16 protein-coding genes and 1 tRNA gene are annotated in these 12,966 nt (G+C 69.4%); 10 read left to right on the forward strand and 7 right to left on the reverse strand.

Annotated elements, in window-relative coordinates; translation table 11 throughout:
- Window positions 1-94: 94 nt before the first annotated feature.
- A tRNA-Tyr gene (locus GRX01_RS12840) sits at window positions 95-168 on the forward strand.
- Window positions 169-313: 145 nt separating this feature from the next.
- Window positions 314-1,147 carry a DUF4097 family beta strand repeat-containing protein gene (locus GRX01_RS19520; protein ID WP_159668110.1) on the forward strand — a complete coding sequence of 278 codons (834 nt, stop codon included), beginning with the start codon at window positions 314-316 and terminating at the stop codon, window positions 1,145-1,147.
- A 252-nt stretch (window positions 1,148-1,399) separates the two neighbouring features.
- Here the strand turns inward: GRX01_RS19520 and GRX01_RS12850 are convergent, their stop codons facing one another.
- The 4 genes from GRX01_RS12850 to GRX01_RS12865 all read right to left on the reverse strand — a co-directional run bounded on the left by GRX01_RS12850 (window position 1,400) and on the right by GRX01_RS12865 (window position 3,137).
- Complete coding sequence (locus GRX01_RS12850; RefSeq protein ID WP_159668113.1) at window positions 1,400-2,089, reverse strand: sensor domain-containing protein; 690 nt, start codon at window positions 2,087-2,089, stop codon at window positions 1,400-1,402.
- Window positions 2,090-2,183: 94 nt separating this feature from the next.
- Window positions 2,184-2,468 (reverse strand): DUF7521 family protein, encoded by a 285-nt coding sequence (locus GRX01_RS12855; RefSeq protein WP_159668116.1) that lies wholly within the window; start codon window positions 2,466-2,468, stop codon window positions 2,184-2,186.
- Window positions 2,455-2,796: a hypothetical protein gene (locus GRX01_RS12860; RefSeq protein WP_159668119.1), complete on the reverse strand. Its 342-nt coding sequence runs from the start codon at window positions 2,794-2,796 to the stop codon at window positions 2,455-2,457. The genes GRX01_RS12855 and GRX01_RS12860 overlap by 14 nt, the downstream gene beginning before the upstream one ends.
- Window positions 2,793-3,137 (reverse strand): helix-turn-helix domain-containing protein, encoded by a 345-nt coding sequence (locus GRX01_RS12865; protein ID WP_159668122.1) that lies wholly within the window; start codon window positions 3,135-3,137, stop codon window positions 2,793-2,795. The genes GRX01_RS12860 and GRX01_RS12865 overlap by 4 nt, the downstream gene beginning before the upstream one ends.
- A 166-nt stretch (window positions 3,138-3,303) precedes the next feature.
- Between GRX01_RS12865 and GRX01_RS12870 the strand changes: the two genes are divergently transcribed.
- On the forward strand, window positions 3,304-4,071 hold the full coding sequence (locus GRX01_RS12870) for a sensor domain-containing protein (RefSeq protein ID WP_159668125.1): 768 nt from the start codon (window positions 3,304-3,306) through the stop codon (window positions 4,069-4,071).
- A gap of 12 nt (window positions 4,072-4,083) precedes the next feature.
- On the opposite strand, the gene GRX01_RS12875 is transcribed toward GRX01_RS12870, so the two are convergent.
- A complete protein-coding gene (locus GRX01_RS12875) occupies window positions 4,084-4,461 on the reverse strand; it encodes a 2Fe-2S iron-sulfur cluster-binding protein (protein WP_394351387.1) in 378 nt (125 codons plus the stop codon).
- Between the two features lie 123 nt (window positions 4,462-4,584).
- On the opposite strand from GRX01_RS12875, the gene GRX01_RS12880 reads away from it, so the two are divergent.
- The 4 genes from GRX01_RS12880 (at window position 4,585) to GRX01_RS12895 (ending at window position 7,922) form a co-directional block, all read left to right on the forward strand.
- Window positions 4,585-5,076: a 6-pyruvoyl trahydropterin synthase family protein gene (locus tag GRX01_RS12880; RefSeq protein ID WP_159668128.1), complete on the forward strand. Its 492-nt coding sequence runs from the start codon at window positions 4,585-4,587 to the stop codon at window positions 5,074-5,076.
- Window positions 5,077-5,079: 3 nt separating this feature from the next.
- On the forward strand, window positions 5,080-5,883 hold the full coding sequence (locus tag GRX01_RS12885; protein ID WP_321168092.1) for a 7-carboxy-7-deazaguanine synthase QueE: 804 nt from the start codon (window positions 5,080-5,082) through the stop codon (window positions 5,881-5,883).
- 59 nt (window positions 5,884-5,942) lie between these two features.
- Window positions 5,943-6,725 (forward strand): 7-cyano-7-deazaguanine synthase QueC, encoded by a 783-nt coding sequence (gene queC, locus GRX01_RS12890; protein WP_159668131.1) that lies wholly within the window; start codon window positions 5,943-5,945, stop codon window positions 6,723-6,725.
- Window positions 6,726-6,998: 273 nt separating this feature from the next.
- Complete coding sequence (locus tag GRX01_RS12895) at window positions 6,999-7,922, forward strand: DMT family transporter (protein ID WP_321168093.1); 924 nt, start codon at window positions 6,999-7,001, stop codon at window positions 7,920-7,922.
- A 34-nt stretch (window positions 7,923-7,956) separates the two neighbouring features.
- Here the strand turns inward: GRX01_RS12895 and GRX01_RS12900 are convergent, their stop codons facing one another.
- Complete coding sequence (locus GRX01_RS12900; protein ID WP_159668134.1) at window positions 7,957-8,448, reverse strand: SRPBCC family protein; 492 nt, start codon at window positions 8,446-8,448, stop codon at window positions 7,957-7,959.
- A gap of 89 nt (window positions 8,449-8,537) precedes the next feature.
- Between GRX01_RS12900 and GRX01_RS12905 the strand changes: the two genes are divergently transcribed.
- The gene (locus GRX01_RS12905; protein WP_159668137.1) at window positions 8,538-9,962 is read left to right on the forward strand and encodes a class II fumarate hydratase; all 1,425 of its coding nucleotides are present in this window, start codon (window positions 8,538-8,540) and stop codon (window positions 9,960-9,962) included.
- Window positions 9,963-9,994: 32 nt separating this feature from the next.
- On the opposite strand, the gene GRX01_RS12910 is transcribed toward GRX01_RS12905, so the two are convergent.
- Window positions 9,995-10,597, reverse strand: coding sequence for an AsnC family transcriptional regulator (locus GRX01_RS12910; RefSeq protein ID WP_159668140.1), 603 nt, complete (start codon window positions 10,595-10,597; stop codon window positions 9,995-9,997).
- Window positions 10,598-10,815: 218 nt separating this feature from the next.
- On the opposite strand from GRX01_RS12910, the gene GRX01_RS18900 reads away from it, so the two are divergent.
- Together GRX01_RS18900 and gatE are read left to right on the forward strand one after the other, a co-directional pair.
- A complete protein-coding gene (locus tag GRX01_RS18900) occupies window positions 10,816-10,983 on the forward strand; it encodes an HVO_2901 family zinc finger protein (protein ID WP_201289599.1) in 168 nt (55 codons plus the stop codon).
- A gap of 40 nt (window positions 10,984-11,023) precedes the next feature.
- Window positions 11,024-12,898, forward strand: coding sequence for a Glu-tRNA(Gln) amidotransferase subunit GatE (gene gatE, locus GRX01_RS12915; RefSeq protein WP_159668143.1), 1,875 nt, complete (start codon window positions 11,024-11,026; stop codon window positions 12,896-12,898).
- Window positions 12,899-12,966: the final 68 nt, after the last annotated feature.

Raw genomic sequence — 12,966 nt, forward strand, 5'->3', positions numbered from 1 at the left:
CGATAAACCCCGCGACGGGGCCGTGGCTCGGCGTGACGATGCGGGGTCGAATGAGAACCCTTAAGTCCGAATCGGCGGGTATCTGTTGATGTATCCGGGTTTAGCTCAGCCTGGTAGAGCAGCCGACTGTAGATCGGCTTGCCCCCCGTTCAAATCGGGGAACCCGGACTTCCTGTCGCCGCCGCAGCGAGGAGCGAAGCGACCGATCCGGCGGCGACGAAGCCGACCACCATCCTACATAAATGCTTCTACGAGTTGTCGAGCCGACATGGCTCGTCATCGGTTGAAGGGATGGCCGGTCGAACGCGGGAACGTGAGCGGACACCTCACGCGTCGCCGCGTCCTCGCGGGCGGCGCAACGGCCCTCCTTGCATCGATCGCCGGCTGTAGCGGCGCGACGCCGTTCGTCGGCAAGCGAAGCGAGCGCGACGAGACGATCGCCGTCGACGGCGCGGAGCGGCTCGTCGCCCGAACCGATCTGGGTGACGTGACCCTCCGCGCCGAGGAGCGCGACGACGTCGACGTGCGGATCACGAAACAGGCCAGCAGCGTCACGGCCGACCTCTCGGATCTCGCCTTCCGGGTCGAGCGGTCGGGAGGTGACCTCGTCCTCCGCTCGGAGTTCACCGGGGACACGGAGTTCCTCGGCGGTCGCCCGTCGATGTCGATCGACGTGACGCTGCCCCGATCCCTCCCGGTGTCGTCGGTCCGGAGTTCGGTCGGGGACGTCTCCGTCGAGGGCGTCGACGGCGACGTGGACGCCGAGACGGACACCGGCGACGTCCGCCTCCGCGGTGTTGCCGGGTCGGTCAGGGCGGCGGCGTCGACCGGCGACGTGACGGTGACCGGCCCGGACGCGATCCGAGGCGCCCTGACCCAGACCGGCGACGTGACCGCCGACGTTCCCGACGTCGACGGCGACGTCCGGATCGAGTCGCGAACCGGCGACGTCGCGGTCGCGGTCGGCGATGACGTCGACGCCGACCTTCGGGTCGCCACCAGCACCGGAGACGTGTCGGTCTCCGGAGTCTCGCTGTCGGACGCGACCCGAACCGACGACTCGGTGACCGGAACGCTCGGCGACGGCGGTCCCGCCCTCGCGGTCGAGACCCGCACCGGCGACGCGACGGTCTCCCCGCTGAACTGAACACGGTCCTCCGTTTCGGCCCTCCTCCTCGTCTTCCTCGTTTTCGGGAGGCTTCCAGACGGTTGCCGCCGAGACTGATCGCACTCGTCCCACGGTCGAGCGTTTCAGATCCACGATCGGCGGTCCCTCCGGGTCGCGAGCCGCCACCGTCGAGGTCCCCATGGGGGACCGTGCGGGTCGACGGGGGTGTCGTCCTGAAGGATACGCCGAAAAGAGCGCCGCGGTGTCTCAGGCGTCAGACGCCGCGGTGTCTCAGGTGTCAGATCGGGTGGTCCCGTCCGAACCGGGGCCTCCGACCGCCTCGGTGTCGCCGTCGTCCTCGCCGTCGATGAGCGTCGAGGTGACCGCCGCGGCGACGCGGCCGAGGAGGTTCGCGGCGTACAGCGTGAGCAGACCGACGAGCCCGCCGACCACGGCGGCGCCGAGCGCCCGCGGGAGCGTGTTCACGCGGTACACCCCGAGCTGGTAGTCGACCAACAGGAACTCGCCGTACGCGAGCGGCGCGATCAGCAGTCCCGACGCCACCGACAGGCCCGTCGTCAACACGACGAGCGCGATCACTGCCAACACCATCCGCCAGCAGAGGTACAGCAGGCCGGTCCACGTCGAGCGAGCGAACGCTAGCTGCTTGCAGAACTCCACGACCCCGAGGTCCCGGGACGGGAACCACGGCGACACCTCGACGCCGAGGAGGCCGGCCGTCAGCTTCGCGTCCGCCCAGACGACCGCGACCGCGAGCAGCAGCGTTCCCAGCAGCGCCACCGGGGCGAGGATCGTGACACTCAGCCCCAGCGATAGCGATCCGGCCACCGAGAACGCGATCAGGTAGCCGAACCCGAGCGGGACCGCCAGCGCGAGGTACAGGAGGCTTCGATACGTGCGGGGATCGAGGGGTGCGCCGGCGAACGAGGCCAGCGCGTCCCGGTAGTTCGTCGTCGTCATGCGACACTGAAGTCTCTGGTCCGATCCTCGGTAAAACGGGAACGCCGGCTGTTCGTCCGACGGACCGTCGAAGGATACAAGTACGGGTTCCCGGTCAGGTGCCGTCCAGCGAGTAGATCAGCGCGAGCAGTCCGGCGACGTTCACACACAACACTGCGAGCAGCGTCGTCGCGTCGTCGAGCCCGCCCAGCGGCGCGACGCCGTAGGTGATCGGGAACGGCGCGACCGCCACGAGGGCGATGCCGACCGCGAGATAGCGCATCATGTCGCTGTCGTGGCGACGATACCCTCGATAGGCCGTTACGGCGACGAGCGTGCCGGTGAGGGCCGTCGCCGCGGCCGTCAGGAACAACAGCGTGCCCGCGTCAACGGCGGTCATAGATCACCCCCAACACGACGAGGAGCCCGACGAGTTGGCTGGTCGTCACGGCGAGCGATCGAACCGCCGGGTCGGTTCCGGGGACGTTCGACAGCAGCAGGCGCAGGAGGATCGGAACCGTCGTCACGAGCACGAGCCCGACGCCGAGCAGGAGCCGGCGTCGACCGCCGCTGTCCCGGTAGCCGTCGTAGAGGCGACGGGCGAGGTACAGCGAGAGCACCACGGCCACGAACAGCGCGGCGAACACCAGCAGGACGACAGTCGGCGATCCGCCGGTCGTCGTCTGGAGCGCCGGGAGCGTGGCCGGGACGGCGGTTGCAGTCGTCATTTGAACCCCTCGTACAGCCGCGTGAACCGGTCCGCGGCGTCGGACTCGGGCCGGTCGACGGTCACCTCGAAGCCGTCGTCGGACAGTTCGAGGTGGACGGCCCTGACGCGGGCCCGATACGTCTTGTAGTGGTGGCCGCCCGGATCGAGTTGCTGTTCGTCCTCGAGCAGGCCGGCGTCGTGGAGGCGTTGGACCCGGCGGTAGACGGTCGAGGAGTCGGCGTCGCAGGCCTCAGAGAGCGACTCGACGGACTTCGTGTCGCCGTACGTCTCCCGGAGGATCGTTCGGGCGTAGTCGTCGCCGAGGAGGTCGACGATCCCGCCCCCGTCGTCCCCGCCCATGGTCACTGTCGTGTCGAGCAGCCGGCAAAAGCGTCCCGAATCCGCCGTCGGTGTCGACACATCGTCCCGGCGTACCCGGACGACACGCAAAACGACCGGCACACGGTTGCAGCGCCGCCAGACCGTCCCGAACGTTTATGGTCTCATATCTGACTCGTTCGCATGTATGTCCTCGCGAGCGAACGTCGGCGTCGGACGTGGCGTCGCTTCGTTCCTCCTCTCGCCGTTTCGGCGCCAGACGTATCGCAACTTGGCGTACCTCGCGCTGGCGGTCCCGCTGGGTTTCGCGTACTTCCTGCTCGTCGCGGTCGGCGTCCCGCTGGGGATCGGACTCGCGTTCGTGGTCGTCGGGATCCCGTTGCTCGCACTGCTTGTCGCGTTCGCCCTCGGCTTGGCGGGGGTGGAGCGGTGGCTCGCGACAGCGCTTCTCGGCGTGGAGATAGACCGTTCTGGCCCCGAACTCCCCGGGGACTCACGCCGCGAACGACTCGTCTCGCTCGCGACCGACCGGAGCACGTGGACGGCGCTTGCGTACCTCCCGAGCAAACTGGTCCTCGGGATCGCGTCGTTCACCCTGATCACGAGCACGCTGACGACCGGCGTCAGTCTCCTGCTCGTCCCGCTGTATTACGATCAACCGGGACTGTACGTCGGCGTGGTGACCGATCGCCCGGTGGAGTTCCACCCCGCGCTGTACCTCGGCTGGAACCGCCTGCTCGTCGGCTACGAGACGGTGTTCCGGGTCGACGCCTGGCGCGTCACGACCCTCGGTGAGGCGGCGGCGGTCGCCCTCGTCGGCGTGTTCGTCCTCCTGTTGGGTCTCCAACTGCTGAACTGGCTCGCGCGCCTGTCGGGATGGTACACGCGACTGATGCTCGACGGGACGTACGACGTCGCGGGCGCGGTCCGACGGGCGGTCGGCGGTCGCGTGTGACCCCGACGACGACTACTCGCGCCCGCCCCACACCCGCTTGTCCGTGACGAGTGCGACGGTCATCGGCTCTGAGACGATGATCTGACACGACAGCCGTGGGTAGCCGAACCGTTCCGCGAGCGAGTCGTGCCAGTGGGACGCGTTCGGGCCGTCGATGACCCGGACCCCGCACGTGGCACAGAGACCGCGCCCGCCGCAGTTGAGACGCTCCGTCGCCGTCGCGTACGGGGAGAGATCCAGATCCGCGCCGGCGTCACGGTCGGCGGCGAGCAGCGCGTCCCGGAGCCTCGCGCCTCGCTCGACGTGCAGCGTCACCTCGCCGTCGTCGTGCCGGACACGGACCGGAACGGGGCCGGGGGAATCGTCGCTCGTGTCGTCGTCCGAACTCACGGGGGTCCTTCGGCCGTCATGGACAAAAACTGCCGCCGCCGCGTTGGTCTCGCCGTGTCCCCGACCGCTGACCCGAGGATCCGTTCGGACAGCTATTTATGCGAGACGAGATATTCCAGAAGTATGATTGAGAGCATATCAAAGGAAGACCATGAACGGTCCACGACCGACGATGACGCGGTCGTCGAGCTGCTCGCCGACGCGGGCGAGCGGGAACTCGTCGTCGGCGGCGACCGACCGATCCGGTTCTCCGCGGGGCACCGGTTGCTCCGTCACGACGGCAAGTGTAGCCGACCGCACGGCCACAACTACGAGGCGACCGTCAGGGTCGCCGGGAGCCTCGGCGCCGAGGGGTGGGTCGTCGACAAGGGGAAGGTGACCGACGCGGTCGGCGAGTTCGACCACCGGTTCCTCCTGGAGTCGGGAGACCCGCTCGTCGAGGCGTTCGAGGCCGCCGGCGACGGCGACGCGCTGGTCGTCCTCGACGCGCCGCCGACGGCCGAGGTGCTGTCGGTCGTGCTGGAGGACCGGCTCCGCGAGCGACTCCCCGACCGTGTCTCGGAGGTGGCCGTCGAGGTGCGCGAGACCGCCGAACTGTGCGCGGGCGGGGTCTGATCCGTGCCGGTCACCAGCGAGGTCGACCGACCCGAGTCCGAAGCCGGGGGGTCATCGCTCCCGATCAACGAGCTGTTCGCGTCCCTTCAGGGGGAGGGACGACTCGTCGGCGTCCCGAGCACGTTCGTGCGAACGAGCGGCTGCAACCTCCGGTGCTGGTTCTGCGACTCGTATCACACCTCGTGGGAGCCGACACACGCGTGGATGGCGGTCGACGAGATCGTCGAGGAGGTGCGGACCCGCGATCCGAATCACGTCGTGCTCACCGGCGGCGAGCCGACGATCCACGGGGAGAGCTTCGAACTCCTCCGTCGACTCGGCGACGACCACCACCTCACCGTCGAGACGAACGGCACCGTCGTCCCGCCCGAGGGAACGCCGATCGATCTCGTCAGCGTCAGCCCGAAGCTGGCCTCGTCGACGCCGACGCCGGAGCGCATCCCCGAGGCGGCCGTCGACGCCCGCGGCGACGACGCCGAACCAGCAAGCGATTGGGCCGACCGCCACGAAGCGAACCGGATCGATATCGACGCGCTCGCCACCCTCGTGGAGCGGTACGAGAGCCAACTGAAGTTCGTCGCCACCGGGCGCGACGACATGGCGGAGATCACGGAACTCGTCGACCGTGTTCGCGATGCCGCGAGCGTGGATCTGCCGAACGACGAGGTGCTGCTCATGCCCGAGGGGCGGACCCGCGAACAGTTGGCCGGCACACGCGAGACGGTCGCGGAGTTGGCTGTCGAGTACGGCTTTCGATACACGCCGCGCATCCACGTCGACATCTGGAACGACGCCCCCGAGACGTGAACCCCGTATCGGACACCGACTTCACAGACCCGACCGATTCCATAGACCCTACCGACACCATGCCCAGCGACCCCACCGACCCTACCGACACCGCGGTACCGACCGCCGACCAGTCCGACCCTCCCGGCGCCGTCGTCCTCGTCTCGGGCGGGATGGACTCCGCGACGACCGCCTACGAGGCCCGCGAGCGCGGCTACGATCTCCACTTCCTCCACACCTCCTACGGCCAGAACACCGAGACGAAGGAACGCGAGTGCGCCGAGGCGCTGCGCGAGGAGTTGGACGTGCCGGCCGACCGATTCCTCCACATCGAGACGGATCACCTCGCGCGCATCGGCGCCTCCTCGCTCACAGACTCCTCGATGGCGGTCGACGACGCCGACCTCGACGCCGAGGACGACGGCATCCCCTCCTCGTACGTCCCCTTCCGCAACGCGAACCTCCTCTCGATGGCCGTCTCCTACGCCGAGGCGAACGACTGCGAGGCCGTCTTCGTCGGCGCCCACTCGGAGGACTACTCCGGCTATCCCGACTGCCGGCCGGAGTTCTTCGAGGCGTTCGAGCGGATGGTCGACGTCGGCACGAAGCCGGAGACCGCCATCGAGATCGTCGTCCCGTTCGTCGAGGACTCGAAGACCGACATCGCCGCCCGTGGCGCGGAACTGGGCGTTCCGTACGACCTGACGTGGAGCTGCTACCGCGAGGAGGCGCCCGCCTGCGGAACCTGCGACGCCTGTGCCTTCCGCCTGCAGGCGTTCCAGCGCCTCGGGATCGAGGACCCGATAGAGTACGAGACGCGCCCGGATTACACCGGCGAAGTGGACCCTACCGCAGAGTCGTAGCGCCCTCGCGAAGAACGAGCGAACCGGCGAACCTTCTTGCGGGATGACGGGACCACCGCCCCCGTGACCTGACTCCCCGCCCGCGGGCGTACAGCGGTCGTGCGACGCGACGCCCGCGGACTGATCCGTCGGATATCCGGCCGCTGACGGACGATACTCCCGCGTCGCCAGTTCGCCACATCGACCGTCGACCCGACCGAGCGTGACGGACCGGTACCGGCCACCCTGAACGGAACCGCAAGCGCTACCCACGCACCCGCGTAGCACCGGAACGTGTCGACGTTCGCCGCCATCGACGCGCTGGAGGAGCGCGTCCCCCCGCTCGTGGGCCTCGCCGTCGCCGTCGTCGCCGTCTCGACGAGCGCCATCCTCGTCGAGTGGAGCGGCGCTCCGAGCCTCGTGAAGGCGCTGTACCGCGTCGTCTTCACGATCGCGCTGTTGCTACCGATCACGCTCGCCCGTCCGCGCGACCGGGCCGCCTTCGGAAAGATCGGGACCCGAGACCTCCTGCTGGCGGTGCTGTCGGGGGTCGCGCTCGCGGTCCACTTCGCGTCGTGGTTCGAGAGCCTCCGGTGGACGAGCGTCGCCGCGAGCGTGACGCTCGTGCAGGCGCAACCGCTGTTCGTCGTCGCCGGCGCGTGGGCGCTCCTCGACGAGCGGGTCGGCCCGAAGACCGTCGCAGGGATCGCCGTCGCGCTCGTCGGGATGGCCGTGATGAGCGTCGGCGACGCGCTGCTCGGGGCCGCGCCGGCGGTCGCCGGTCCCGACCCGGTGTACGGGAACGCGCTCGCGGTACTGGGCGCGGCCATGGCCGCCGCGTACGTGCTCCTCGGGCGCTCGCTCCGGCAGCGACTGCCGTTGCTCCCGTACGTCGTCGTCGTGTACGCGACGTGTGCGCTCACGTTGCTGGCGGCGACGCTCGCTCGCGGTCACCCGCTGCTCGGCTACGGCACCGAGGAGTGGGTCCTGTTCCTCGCGATGGCCGCCGGACCGGGCGTGTTCGGTCACACCGTGATCAACTGGGCGCTCGCGCACGTCGAGTCCAGCGTCGTCTCCGTCTCGCTGTTGGGGGAGCCGGTCGGCAGCACGATCCTCGCGATGGTGCTGCTCGCCGAGTTCCCCTCGCTCGTGACGCTCGTCGGCGGGGGCGTCGTGCTCGCCGGCGTGATCACGACGGCACGGGCTCGGGAGTCCTGACGGCGGCCGAGTCCCGGTCGCGGCCGGTTCGGGGCTACCGCTGCTCCAACAGCTCGCGCGTCGTCCGGTGTCTGTACCGGAACATCGGCTCGAAGCCCACCCAGCCGAGCGGCGAGACCGTCCTGCCGAGGGCGCCGCCGGGCAGCTCGTATCGGACCTCGTCGTCGACGACCGTCGAGTCGCCGCGCTCGTAGAACCGGTGGGTGTGGCGCCACATGGGGAACGGACCTCCCTCCATCGAGTCGACGAACGACGCCCTGCCGTCGTCGAGGTCCTCCTCACGGTCCTCGATCCGGGAGGTCCACGTCTGCCGCGGGCCGACGCCGAACGGGCGGGCGCTCATCTCGATATCGGTGCCAGCCAGGAGGGCGTCGGGATCGGGCTCGCCGTCGGGACCGACGACGCGCTCGACGCGAAGGTTCATGAAGCCGGGAGTCAGCGCCTCGAGTCCGGAGATATCCGAGTGGAACTCCCACACCTCGTCCAACGGGGCCGCTACACGGACACGTCGTCGGTACGTCGACATGGTGGACCCACGGGCCGAAGCGGGAAACACGCATCGGCGCCGCCGCGGTATCGGTGCCTTTTACGACGACTGCACCCGAGGCATCCCGTATGAGCGACGACATCGACCAGAAGGAGGGATACCGAGCCGAGTCCGACAGCCTCGGCGAGATGCAGGTTCCCGCGGACGCCTACTGGGGCGCACAGACACAGCGAGCCGTCGAGAACTTCCCCATCAGTGGCGTGACGTTCGGACGGCGCTTCGTCCGCGCGCTGGGCGTCGTGAAGAAGGCGGCCGCGCAGGCCAACCGCGACCTCGGACACCTCGATGAGGACACCGCCGCGGCGATCGTCGAGGCGGCCGACGAGGTCATCGCCGGCGAGCACGACGACCAGTTCCCGGTCGACGTGTTCCAGACGGGGTCGGGCACGTCGTCGAACATGAACGCCAACGAGGTCATCGCCAACCGCGCCGCCGAGATAACCGGCGCCGAGGTCGGCGACCGCGTCATCCACCCTAACGACCACGTCAACTTCGGCCAGTCGAGCAACGACGTGATCCCGACGGCGATGCACGTCGCCGCGTTGGAGGCCGTCGAGAAGGACCTGCTGCCCGCGCTGGAGGGACTGCACGCCGCCCTGGAGGAGAAGGAGGCCGAGTTCGACGGCGTCGTGAAGACCGGCCGCACGCACCTGCAGGACGCGACGCCCGTCCGTCTCGGTCAGGAGTTCGGCGGCTACCGCGCCCAAGTCCGGAAGGGGATCAAGCGCGTCGGCGACACTCGCTATCACCTCCGTGAACTCGCGCTGGGCGGGACGGCGGTCGGTACCGGCCTCAACACCGACCCCGAGTTCCCGGAGCTCGCCGCGGAGTACATCTCCGAGGCGACGAACACGCAGTTCCGGGAGGCCGACAACCACTTCGAGGCGCAGGCCGCCCACGACGCGATGTCGGAGGCACACGGCGCCCTCCGGACGGTTGCCGGGAGCCTCAACAAGATCGCCAACGACCTCCGGTTGCTCGCCTCCGGCCCGCGAAACGGCCTCGGGGAGATCGAACAGCCCGAGAACCAGCCCGGCTCGTCGATCATGCCCGGGAAGATCAACCCCGTCGTCGCCGAGGCGGTGAACCAGGTCCACAAGCAGGTGGTCGGCAACGACGCCGCGGTCTCGGCGGGCGCCGCCGAGGGGCAGATCGACCTCAACCTCTACAAGCCGGTGCTGGCGCACAACTTCCTCCAGTCCGCCGAGCTGCTGGCGAACGCCAGCGAGGTGTTCGGCGAACGCTTCGTCGCGAAGTTGGAGGCCAACGAGGAGTACGCCGCCGAGCGCGTCGAGCAGTCGATGGCGTTGGCGACGGCGCTCAACCCCGCGATCGGCTACGACAAGGCCAGCGAGGTCGCCAAGACCGCGCTGAAGGAGGACAAGACCGTTCGCGAGGTCGTGCTGGAGAAGGGCTACCTCACCGAGGAGGAGGCCGACGAGGTGCTCGATCCGGAGGCGATGACCCACCGCGGCATCCTCGGCGAGGAGTAGGCGGCCCGCCCGCTCGGGCGTCGTTCCATCGCTCAGTCGGACTCGGCCGCGCCCTCCTCCATCCGCTCGTACCGTTCCGCGAACGTCGACTCGCAGGTCGGGCAACAGAAGTGGTACAGCGTCCCACCGACGCGGCTCGAGACGCCCTCGCTGGTGACGCTGTTGCCGCACTCGGCGCACTCCAGCGCGAACTCCGTGGCGCTGACGCTGGGGCTCCAGTCGACGTCCGAGACGAGTTCGACCGCGTAGTCGTCTATCGCGTCGGCGCCGACGACCGCGGCGACCCACTCGTCGACCGCCTCGTTCGCGACCCGCGCGTACGCGACCACGTCGCTCTCGGCGGTCGTGAACACGTGTTCGACCGCCTCGCTCGCACGCAGAGACTCTCGAACGTCGCCGGCGCCGCCCGGCGGGAGTTCGAAGCGGAGCAACACCGGCGTCCCCGCCCGCAGCAGCGACCGGTCCACGTCGATCGTGAACTGTCTGATGACGCCGGACTCCCGAAGTCGCGAGACCCGGTCCGACACCGCCGGTCCCGAGAGGTCGACCGCCTCGCCGATGTCGCTGTAGGACCGGCGTCCGTCGGCGGCGAGCATGCGAAGGATCTCCATGTCGGTCTCGTCGAGGTCGCGCATCGGTCGCCCCGACGTGCGGAGCGGTGAAAAACGACGCCCCAGACCGGATCGACTGTCGTGACTCGGCGCGTCCGCGACGGGACGGTCGCCACGGGACGACCCCGACAGGTCGGCGCCGATCGCGGCGCCGACTGTCGATCCTCCAGACGGCCGCTTGCGGCCGGCTACCGCCGGAACAGACCGGTACGTTCAATTCCTCCCGCTCGAAGGTATCAGGTATGCCTCAGCTCACGGCGCGAGCGACCGGTCGGGATCTCCTGCGGTGTCGACGATGCGGGACGGAGTTCCCGGAGGGACGTGCGACCGAGGACGGCTGGCACTACGCGTGTCCCGAGGAGGGCTGTGACGCGAGCGGGCTCGGTGACGGCCTCAAGCGCGTGGAGTAACTCACACCCTTTTTCTCCCCGGCCGCCGCAGGTTCGCGCAATGACCGATCGCTCGTTCGACCCCGAGGAACTCGGCCTCGTCGCGGGGCTGGAGATCCACCAGCAGCTCGACACGGCGACGAAGCTCTTCTGTGACTCGCCGACGACGCTCCGCGAGCCCGAGGAGGCCGAGCGCACGATCACGCGCTACCTTCACCCCACCAAGTCGGAGCTGGGAGAGATAGACGACGCGGCCCTAGAGGAGTCGCAGGTCGACCGGACGTTCGAGTACCTCGGGTACGACAGCACCTGTCTCGTCGAGGAGGACGACGAGCCGCCCCACGAACTGGACGAGGAGTCGCTGGAGGTCGCGATGCAGATCGCGGACCTCCTCGACATGGAGGTGGTCGATCAGGCCCACGTGATGCGCAAGATCGTCATCGACGGGTCGAACACCTCGGGCTTCCAGCGCTCCACCCTGCTCGCGCAGGAGGGCGAGATCGAGACCGACGACGGTCCCGTCGGGGTCGAGGACCTCATGCTCGAGGAGGAGTCGGCGAAGCGCGTCGAGGAGACCGACGAGGGAGTGCGCTACTCGTTGGACCGACTCGGCATCCCGCTGGTCGAGATCGGCACGAAGCCGGACATCTCGACGCCGGAACAGGCCCGCGAGGCCGCCCAGCGGATCGGGATGCTCCTGCGCTCGACCGGGACGGTGAAGCGCGGCCTCGGGACCATCCGGCAGGACGTGAACGTCTCGATCGAGGAGGGCGCCCGCGTCGAGATCAAGGGCGTGCAGGCGCTCGACCAGATCGACGAGATCGTCGAGACGGAGGTCAGGAGACAGAAGGAACTGGTCGACATCGCCACGGAGCTCGACGAGCGAGACGCCGCCGTCGGCGACCCGGTCGACGTGACGGACACCTTCGCCGACACCGACTCGGACGTCATCGCCGGCGCGCTGGACTCGGGCGGCGTCGTCCACGCGGTCCGGCTTGCGGGCTTCGAAGGTCTCGTGGGGAAGGAGATCGCTCCCGATCGCCGCCTCGGAACCGAACTGTCCGACCACGCGAAGCGCCACGGCGCCGGCGGCATCTTCCACACCGACGAACTCCCGGCCTACGGCGTCACCGAGGCGGAGGTCGAGGCGCTCCGGGACGCCGTCGACGCCGGCGAGGACGACGCGGTCGCGCTCGTCGCCGACGACCCCGAGACGGCGGAGCTGGCGATCGACGCGGCCGCCGAGCGCGCGGAGACGGCCATCGAGGGCGTCCCCGAGGAGACGCGCGGCGCCAACGACGACGGCACCACGCGCTACCTCCGGCCGCTCCCGGGCGCCGCGCGACTGTACCCCGAGACGGACGTGCCGCCGGTCGAGCCGGACCCGAGCGAGGTCGAGACCCCCGAGTTGCTGACCGAGAAGGTCGAGCGCTATCAGGAGGAGCACGGCCTGGGAGCCGGCCTGGCCGAGCAGGTCGCCTACGGCCACCGCATGCCGCTGTTCGAGGAGGTCGTGGCCGACGGCGTCGACCCCACGTTCGCGGCGTCGACGCTGGAGTCGACCCTCACCGAGCTCCGGCGCCACGACGTCGCCATCGACCGGATCACGGACGACCACCTCCGCGGGGTGTTCGCGCTCGTCGAGGACGGCGACCTCGCGAAGGAGGGCGTCGGCGACGTGCTCACGGTGATCGCCGAGCAGCCCGGCCTCACTGCCGAGGAAGCCGTGGAGGAGGCAGGCCTCTCGGGCGTCGACGAGGACGAGGTGCGCGAGGCGGTCGCCGAGGTCGTCGAGCGAAACGCCGAGCAGGTCGAGACCGAGGGCATGGGCGCCTTCTCGGGCCTGATGGGCGAGGCGATGGGGGCGCTGCGCGGCAAGGCCGACGGCGAGGTCGTCAGCGACGTGTTGCGCGAGGAGATCCAGAAGCGCGCCTAGGGGATCCGGAAGCGCGAATGAGGGAGCGGGAGTTCGGCGACCGGCGTCGACCCGCAGTATTATTCTCG

Source organism: Halobaculum saliterrae, from assembly GCF_009831625.1.
Lineage (GTDB): Archaea > Halobacteriota > Halobacteria > Halobacteriales > Haloferacaceae > Halobaculum > Halobaculum saliterrae.